The sequence below is a fragment of the Pseudoalteromonas sp. UBA6610 genome, assembly GCF_002433295.1.
Classification (GTDB): domain Bacteria; phylum Pseudomonadota; class Gammaproteobacteria; order Enterobacterales; family Alteromonadaceae; genus Pseudoalteromonas; species Pseudoalteromonas atlantica.
In genome coordinates, this window is sequence record NZ_DJHW01000016.1 from 5562 (window position 1) to 6776 (window position 1215).

The 1215-nt window shown below is 39.2% G+C and carries 2 protein-coding genes; both read left to right on the forward strand.

Annotated features, from left to right (window positions below):
- On the forward strand, window positions 1-618 hold a 618-nt coding region (locus tag B4F91_RS01690; RefSeq protein WP_288635345.1), incomplete at its 5' end, for a nuclear transport factor 2 family protein.
- A 16-nt stretch (window positions 619-634) separates the two neighbouring features.
- A complete protein-coding gene (locus B4F91_RS01695) occupies window positions 635-955 on the forward strand; it encodes a hypothetical protein (RefSeq protein WP_004589283.1) in 321 nt (106 codons plus the stop codon).
- The last annotated feature ends 260 nt before the right edge of the window (window positions 956-1215 follow it).

The following is a 1215-nucleotide window of genomic DNA, read 5'->3' on the forward strand; positions in this document are numbered from 1 at the left end:
TCAAGCTCTACTCAAGCCAGCAATTCACCAACAAAAGCAAAAGATGAAAAGTTAAACACGCTTGAGTACCAAGCCCCTGAGCTTAAAACGCCAAAAGTAGATACTACTAAACCTGACGACTCAAAAGTACTGGGTAGCGAAACCCCCAAACCGGTAGAAAAACCAAAAAATAAAGTAGAAAAAGCAGCAGCTGTGGCCGAGGCAGAAAAAGCGGTAACCCAAGCCAAAGAGGCATTAACCGCTAAGCAGCAAGCTAAAGCTAAACAATCTCGCGAGTCGCTTGCTGTTGTAGAGCAATTAGTAGAAGCCTATAACGCACGTAATATTGAACAATTTATTCGTATGTACGATGAAGATGTAGAGTTTTATATTTTTCCTAATGAGCTATTATTTAAAGGAAAAGAAAAACTAATAGCCCGTTATGGCTTAATGTTTAAAAAATTAAAATGCATTAATAGCTCGCCAATAAAGCGTATTGTGCACGGCGATATAGTAATAGACCACGAGCTATCAGAAACCTGTTCAACAGACGAAAACGTGGTAGATAAACGCTCTGAGTTAGTATCGAGCTACCAAATAAAAGACGGAAAAATAATCCGCGTATTATTTTTTAGATAATTATAAAAGGCATACTATGCAGTTAGCAGACGACAAAAAAATTCGCTTAATGTATCGCGTTGAGCCAGGGTGTTTAGGGCCGCAGGGCGCAGATCACATAGAAGACTTTTGTCGTTATGCTAATAAGCATATTAAATCACCTTATTACGGGCAATTTTTGTTTTTACCACGTTTTGACAAACAAAAAGATGAGCGTCAATACAGCGTAAAAAACCGCAACCTATCGCGAGTGCAAGCCAAGGCCTATTTAAACCATTTTGAAATTGATATAGATACCTTCGAAGAGCAACTCGACGAACTCCTCACCAAAGCCATCGATTTATACTTTAAACGATAATTATAAACGCCTGAATATAAGTTTTACCCTGTAGCTAATTTTGCCTGTAGACGCCTAGTTTGCTCAGGGGGATGCGTATTTTCTCATTAATTGCCCACAGAGGGTATTTTGCGCTACACAGAGAAAATAGGCATTGGTGAGTTACTTCTTTGTGGTGAGATAATCACTTTTAAGACGTGTCTACAGAATAGGGTTTATCGTGTAGCAGCGAGTTTACCTCGCGTTTTATATTAAACTTTTTCGCGGCATAAAGCCGCTGC